Genomic DNA, 5,506 nt, shown 5'->3' with positions numbered 1-5,506 from the left:
GAGGCGATGGCGGTGCTGCGGACTCTCGATGGAGAGTGGCTACGCCGCTATCCCGATCCATTTGCGCGGGAGTTTTGCTCGGCGGTGAGTGAAGCACTGGATGTGCCTCCCGATTGGGTAATCGTCGGCAACGGCAGCGATGATGTGCTGAATGTGTTGATTCGTGCCTGTGCAGAAGGGCACGATCGCGCGGTTGTTTACCCAATGCCGACGTATGTGCTGTACCGCACCTTAGCAGCGATGCAGCCTGCGACTGTGGTCGAGATTCCCTATTTACCGAATTTTGAATTGCCGATCGCGGATCTGGTGGCGGCGCAGGGAGCAGTCACGTTTATTGCCTCGCCAAACAGCCCGTCTGGACATTCCGTGTCGCTGGATGATTTGCGAGAGCTGGCACGACGGGTGATGGGAGTGCTGGCGATCGACGAAGCCTACGCCGACTTTGCCGAATTTTCGGCGCTGCCGCTAGTGCGAGAGTTTGAGAATGTAATCGTGCTGCGAACGATGTCCAAGGGCTATTCGCTAGCTGGATTGCGGCTGGGATTTGGTGTTGCAAATCCGGCTCTGCTAGCGGGTCTGTTTAAGGTGAAAGATAGCTACAACATCGACGCGATCGCTACCGCAGTGGGAGCGGCTGCAATGCGCGACCAAGCGTATATGAAAGCCTGCGCTGAGAAGGTGAAGGCGTCACGGGCAAAGCTAAGCGTTGACCTAAAGAATTTGGGCTTCGCCGTGCGGGACTCCCAGGCAAATTTTGTCTTGGCGACTCCGCCAGATGGTGAGGCAGAGCGGCTGTATCTGGGGCTGAAGGAGCGAGGAATTTTGGTGCGCTACTTCAAGCAGGCAGGACTGAGTGACAAGCTGCGAATTTCAGTAGGCACTAATGAGCAAAATCAGACGCTGCTGGAAGCTTTGATTAGCTTGCTTCAGTGATTTTTCTAAAGGAGTTTGAAGGCTTTGTATCAATTTCCTAAGGACAAGTGTTTAACGGTGTGGTTAAACAGCGATAAAAAACTTTGAACGAAGCGCAAAACCTTTGTAGGTCTGCTCTAACCGCGTTATGAGAAGTCAGCTTTTGACGCTCAATTATTAAGCAGCCTTTCTCCGAGGTGCAATAGATATCCTAAAGCCCAGCTCACTCAATATTTTTAGTAAAGTAGAAAAATCCAATTGATTTTGCTGAGACAGCGTTTCGTAAATTTCTCTTCGATGTGAAACTAGTTGCGTATCTTCCAATATTGAGATTTGAGCTTCCGCAACGTTTGTCAATGCTAAGCGCACCTCCTCAAAACTGCCATCCTCTAAGACGGCATCTAAATAAGCTGCTGCCTCTTGAGTATCTTTGAGAGACTCAATCAGATAAGAACGATAGCTCCTACTTGTTGGCATTTCCACGTTGTTTAAAGTCAGCCCAGAACTGCTTAACTTGTATGATGTCCTGATTCTGAGTGCTTTTGTCTCCACCGCATAATAGCAGAAGAATTAGCATCCCAACTTGCGCAAAGTACACTCGATAACCAGGTCCATAATCAATTCTAAGCTCAAAAATTCCATCTCCAACGGAGCGGTAGTCACCAAAGTTCCCCAAAGCTACTCTATCTAATCGTTTCTTGATTCTTGCTCTAGCCTCACGATCTCGTAAGGAATCTAGCCAGGATGAGAATGGAGCGTCTCCTTGCTCAGTTTCATAGATTAAAAGCTCTCTCGGTGTTGATTCCATAAAAAGCAGATACACGGCGAATTTTTGTTCTCTTTCGACGATCGCCAACCTATTTGTGATTCAACTGCTGTTAGGTTAAACGACGAGGGGGAAGCGATCGTGATCGCTTCCCCCTTAGGTTGTTCAGACTACAGGTTTTTGCAGACTACAGGGTTTTGAGGTATGCCTCGATCGCCTCAGTAGCTAAGTAGCTAATGGGCTTGCCTTGCTGCGCGGCAATCGCTTGCAGGCGGGTGTACACGTCTTCGCGCACAGTGACACGGCGGCGCACTTTGGCGGCAACAGCACCTGTAGTAGAGAGCGCTGTGTCAAGGTCATTGATCGGCGCGACGAGTTCGGCAGCGGTTTCCGCCTCAGCTTCTGCTTCAGTAATCGTGTCGGCAACCGGAGCGATGGAGCCATAGGCATCCGCGAAGGTGCGGAGGGCATCGAAGCCAAGGCGATCGCAGAAGTCCCCAAAGCTTTCAGCAGGGCTGCGTTCATCGCGGAAGTAGACGAAGAGTGGCTCCAGAGTCGTTTCCAAATCATCGATCGCCATTTTGTCGAGGTACAGCTTCGCCAAGCGCGTTTGATTCGGAGATGCACCCAGCCAGATCTGGTAGACGTTCGGACCGTTGCCCACAAAGGCAAGCTCTGCTAGATACGGACGAGCGCAGCCATTTGGACAGCCCGTCATACGGACAATAAACGACTCATCGGGCAGACCCACACTTACAAGCAGCCGTCGAATCCGCTCCAAAATACCAGGAATGGCGCGTTCCGACTCAGTGGTTGCCAGTCCGCAGGTAGGCAGCGCAGGGCACGCCATCGAGTAGCGCTCGAGCGGATCGATTTCCGTTTCGCGCTTGATGCCACTGCGATCGAGAATCTGCTGAATCTCTGCCTGCTGGGCTGGATCGATGTCATACAGAATCACATCCTGGCTGGGAGTCAGCAGGATCGGCAGATTGAACCGCTGCACAATTTCCCGCAGAGCAGTTTTTAGCTGAAATGCGCCGTCATTCTTAATTCGACCGTTCTGAACCGAAATGCCGACAAACTGCTTGCCGTCTCCCTGGTCGTGCCAGCCCAGAAAATCGAGATATTTCCACTCCGGCAGCGGTTTAAAGGGCTGGAGCGACTTACCAAAATACTGTTCAACGGTGGTGCGGAATTTGTCCACGCCCCAGTCTTCTATGAGGTACTTCATGCGGGCGTGCCGTCGATCGGTGCGATCGCCATAGTCCCGCTGGGTTGCCAAAATCGCCTTGATCAGGTCGTACACGTCGGCTTTCTCGACGTAGCCGATCGGGTCTGCCACGCGAGGAAAGGTTTCTTCTTTGTTGTGGGTGCGTCCGAGCCCGCCGCCTGCGTAAACGTTGAAGCCTTCTAGTTCGCCTTGGGAGTTGGTGATGACGACAAGGCTGACATCCTGGGAGAACAAATCAACAGAGTTGTCTCCTGGCACGGTGACGCAGACCTTGAACTTACGCGGCATGTAGTGAGTGCCGTAGAGCGGTTCTTCGGTGTCGTGGACGATCGTGCCATTACCGTTGCGCTGGCGGGCAGCAACAACTTCAGGATGCTCTTCAGCAGAAATTGCTTTTTCGCCGTCCAGCCAAATTTCGTAGTAGGCTCCGGTCTGCGGCGTCAGTAGGTCCGCGATCGTGTTGGCGTATTCGTAGGCGTACTGATACTCCGGGCGATTGCGAAACGGAGCCGGAGGAGCCATAACGTTGCGGTTCACGTCGCCGCACGCGCCCAGAGTGGAACCCATGTTGCGGACGATCGCGGCGATCGCCGCTTTCAAGTTCTTTTTCAGCACGCCATGAAGCTGAAAGCCTTGCCGCGTTGTCGCGCGAATGGTCTGGTTACCGTACTCGTCTGCCAGGCGGTCGAACGTCAGGTACAACTGCGGCGGAATGAAACCACCGGGACTGCGAGTTCGCAGCATGAACTGGTAGTCTTTTTCCTGCCCCTTGATGCGGTTATCCCGGTTGTCTTGCTGATAAGAACCGTGGAATTTGAGAATCTGAATTGCGTCTTCGCTGAAGTGGGTGGTGTCAAGCAGCAGTTCAGACGCAACAGGCTCACGCAAAAAGCTGCTGCGCTCTTTTAGCCCTTCCACTTTGGAGGGTTTGCGAACAATCGGATTTGTAGGAGTGGTGACCATCGATCGGCGGCAAGTAAAACAATATTGTAGACACGTGGACCACGGCTCGACTATGGAGACACAACAGCCTTGAAGCGCGATCGCGCTTCAAGGTTTTCCGGTAAATCGGTCGGGTTATGTGAATATTTTTGATCCTATCACTGGTTTTTAGTTTCCACCTGCTTCCTAACAAATTCTCAAGCTTAGCTGTTCGATCTCCGTCTGAGGGACGTCTGGTTTGACTCTTTGGAGAGAGGCAGCTAGTCTCACGGCTTTAGGAGAATGCAAGTATGAAAGCTTGAAAAATTTGGTGATATCTTATGAAATTTGCGCGATTTATTTCAGCAATTCTGCTGCCGCCTCTGGGAGTTTTCCTGACGATGGGGCTAAGTCCTGCCTTCTTGATTAACTTAGGTCTGACCTTCTTGGGCTATGTACCTGGAATCATCCACGCTTTGTGGGTTGTGCAAAAGCATTACGAAAACGCTGAAGCCTATTAGCCTAAGAACTTAATTGCGGCTACATACTGCAAAGACGTCCAATTTGGACGTCTTTGCGTTTTAAGGCTGGGATACACCCACCTATCTAACCGGGTGTCTTCACTTGACGCGCCATGTCTAGATACGAACTCATGTTGGCACCGGGGCGGCGACGGCTAGAGGTTGCAGTCGGCGTCAGATAGTTTGGTGCAAAGGTGGCGACTGCAGGCTGGGGCAGGTTGAGAGCATTTGCGATCGCCGCTTGGTCTGGGGCTTTTTCAGCCGAGGCAAAGTTTTCTACTTTGGGAGACTTTGCTTTTGATGACTTCGTCTCTTCTTTAGGAGCAGACGCCGCTTCCGGTTCTGTTTTTGCTGCCAGAGCGGGCGCTGGAGGCTGAGACACTGGCTCAAGTTTAGCTGCCGCGACGGGCTGAGACTGTGTTTGAACTGGGGTTGGTTTCGGAGATTCAGCCGGAATTGCTTTAGCTGGTAAGGCACCTGCCCCTGCTGGCTTAGCATCCTCTAGCTCTAGAAAGTATCTTGACTTCGATGGATTGACCAGTCCACCTAAAAATCCAAAGACTCCTGAGAATATACTTTTGACAAAATTAAGAAGACCGCTCATTACAACTCTCCTAACATATGTACGAATCTACGGGCGCCAAATCGAGAACTATCAATTAAAAATTTTGTTTGAGAGAAACCCTCTCACTTGGCAAGCTGCCCATACCACTGTTGTAGCTGCAATGGGTTCCTGTTGTGTGTTGGAAGTTGATGAAAACTCATCGCTCAGAACTGATCGTGCCTTAGCACTGAATCACTGCCTTGCTAGATGCATAACGCAGCCATGATTAATATTGCAGTTCAACCATTTATGGTGACTGATTATGAGATTCTAACGGGCACCATCGCAAGATTTAGCTGCATTTCTTTTCAAAAGTTAATAAGTGTGTGCTTAAAAAGAATCAGTAAGTCAAAATACCTACAGGAAAATTTGACAAACTATTAATTTTTAGTTACAGCCTTCTCAGCAAGCCTGATTAAGAGGCTGCGATCGCGAGTCATACCAAATCAAAAAATGCCTGCGACAGATAGCGCATCTACAATAAAGCCAAAGCCAGTCACAGAAGCAACGGTTTCAGTCGTTAAATCGGCAATCAATTTGTCCACTTTCGT

General features: G+C 50.7%; 6 protein-coding genes. 2 read left to right on the top strand and 4 right to left on the bottom strand.

All coding sequences use genetic code 11. The features are described from left to right. A partial coding sequence (locus H6F43_RS10520) for a histidinol-phosphate transaminase (RefSeq protein ID WP_190342727.1) occupies positions 1 to 933 on the top strand: 933 nt, incomplete at its 5' end. 156 nt (positions 934 to 1,089) lie between these two features. Here H6F43_RS10520 and H6F43_RS10515 read toward each other — a convergent pair. The 3 genes from H6F43_RS10515 to sir all read right to left on the bottom strand — a co-directional run bounded on the left by H6F43_RS10515 (position 1,090) and on the right by sir (position 3,872). Continuing rightward, positions 1,090 to 1,389 carry a transcriptional regulator gene (locus tag H6F43_RS10515; protein ID WP_347272395.1) on the bottom strand — a complete coding sequence of 100 codons (300 nt, stop codon included), beginning with the start codon at positions 1,387 to 1,389 and terminating at the stop codon, positions 1,090 to 1,092. Then, positions 1,376 to 1,720, bottom strand: coding sequence for a type II toxin-antitoxin system RelE/ParE family toxin (locus H6F43_RS10510; RefSeq protein ID WP_190342728.1), 345 nt, complete (start codon positions 1,718 to 1,720; stop codon positions 1,376 to 1,378). Before H6F43_RS10510 ends, H6F43_RS10515 begins: the two co-directional genes overlap by 14 nt. 145 nt (positions 1,721 to 1,865) lie before the next feature. Beyond that, a complete protein-coding gene (sir, locus tag H6F43_RS10505; protein ID WP_190342725.1) occupies positions 1,866 to 3,872 on the bottom strand; it encodes a sulfite reductase, ferredoxin dependent in 2,007 nt (668 codons plus the stop codon). 299 nt (positions 3,873 to 4,171) lie between these two features. On the opposite strand from sir, the gene H6F43_RS10500 reads away from it, so the two are divergent. Next, the gene (locus H6F43_RS10500; protein ID WP_190342724.1) at positions 4,172 to 4,351 is read left to right on the top strand and encodes a YqaE/Pmp3 family membrane protein; all 180 of its coding nucleotides are present in this window, start codon (positions 4,172 to 4,174) and stop codon (positions 4,349 to 4,351) included. Positions 4,352 to 4,436: 85 nt separating this feature from the next. Here the strand turns inward: H6F43_RS10500 and H6F43_RS10495 are convergent, their stop codons facing one another. Continuing rightward, on the bottom strand, positions 4,437 to 4,955 hold the full coding sequence (locus H6F43_RS10495) for a hypothetical protein (protein ID WP_190342723.1): 519 nt from the start codon (positions 4,953 to 4,955) through the stop codon (positions 4,437 to 4,439). Positions 4,956 to 5,506: the final 551 nt, after the last annotated feature.

Origin of the sequence: Leptolyngbya sp. FACHB-36 (assembly GCF_014695955.1) — a bacterium.
In the GTDB taxonomy this organism is placed as follows: Bacteria; Cyanobacteriota; Cyanobacteriia; order Leptolyngbyales; family Leptolyngbyaceae; genus FACHB-36.
Note: the sequence above shows the minus strand (reverse complement) of the source record. Positions and strands in the feature narration are given on the sequence as shown.

What these genes read in the sequence shown, in the direction of transcription:
- H6F43_RS10510 (WP_190342728.1), bottom strand. Translation starts at nt 1,720, where the DNA reads ATGGAATCAACACCGAGAGAGCTTTTAATCTATGAAACTGAGCAAGGA.
- H6F43_RS10515 (WP_347272395.1), bottom strand. Translation starts at nt 1,389, where the DNA reads ATGCCAACAAGTAGGAGCTATCGTTCTTATCTGATTGAGTCTCTCAAA.
- sir (WP_190342725.1), bottom strand. Translation starts at nt 3,872, where the DNA reads ATGGTCACCACTCCTACAAATCCGATTGTTCGCAAACCCTCCAAAGTG.
- H6F43_RS10495 (WP_190342723.1), bottom strand. Translation starts at nt 4,955, where the DNA reads ATGAGCGGTCTTCTTAATTTTGTCAAAAGTATATTCTCAGGAGTCTTT.
- H6F43_RS10500 (WP_190342724.1), top strand. Translation starts at nt 4,172, where the DNA reads ATGAAATTTGCGCGATTTATTTCAGCAATTCTGCTGCCGCCTCTGGGA.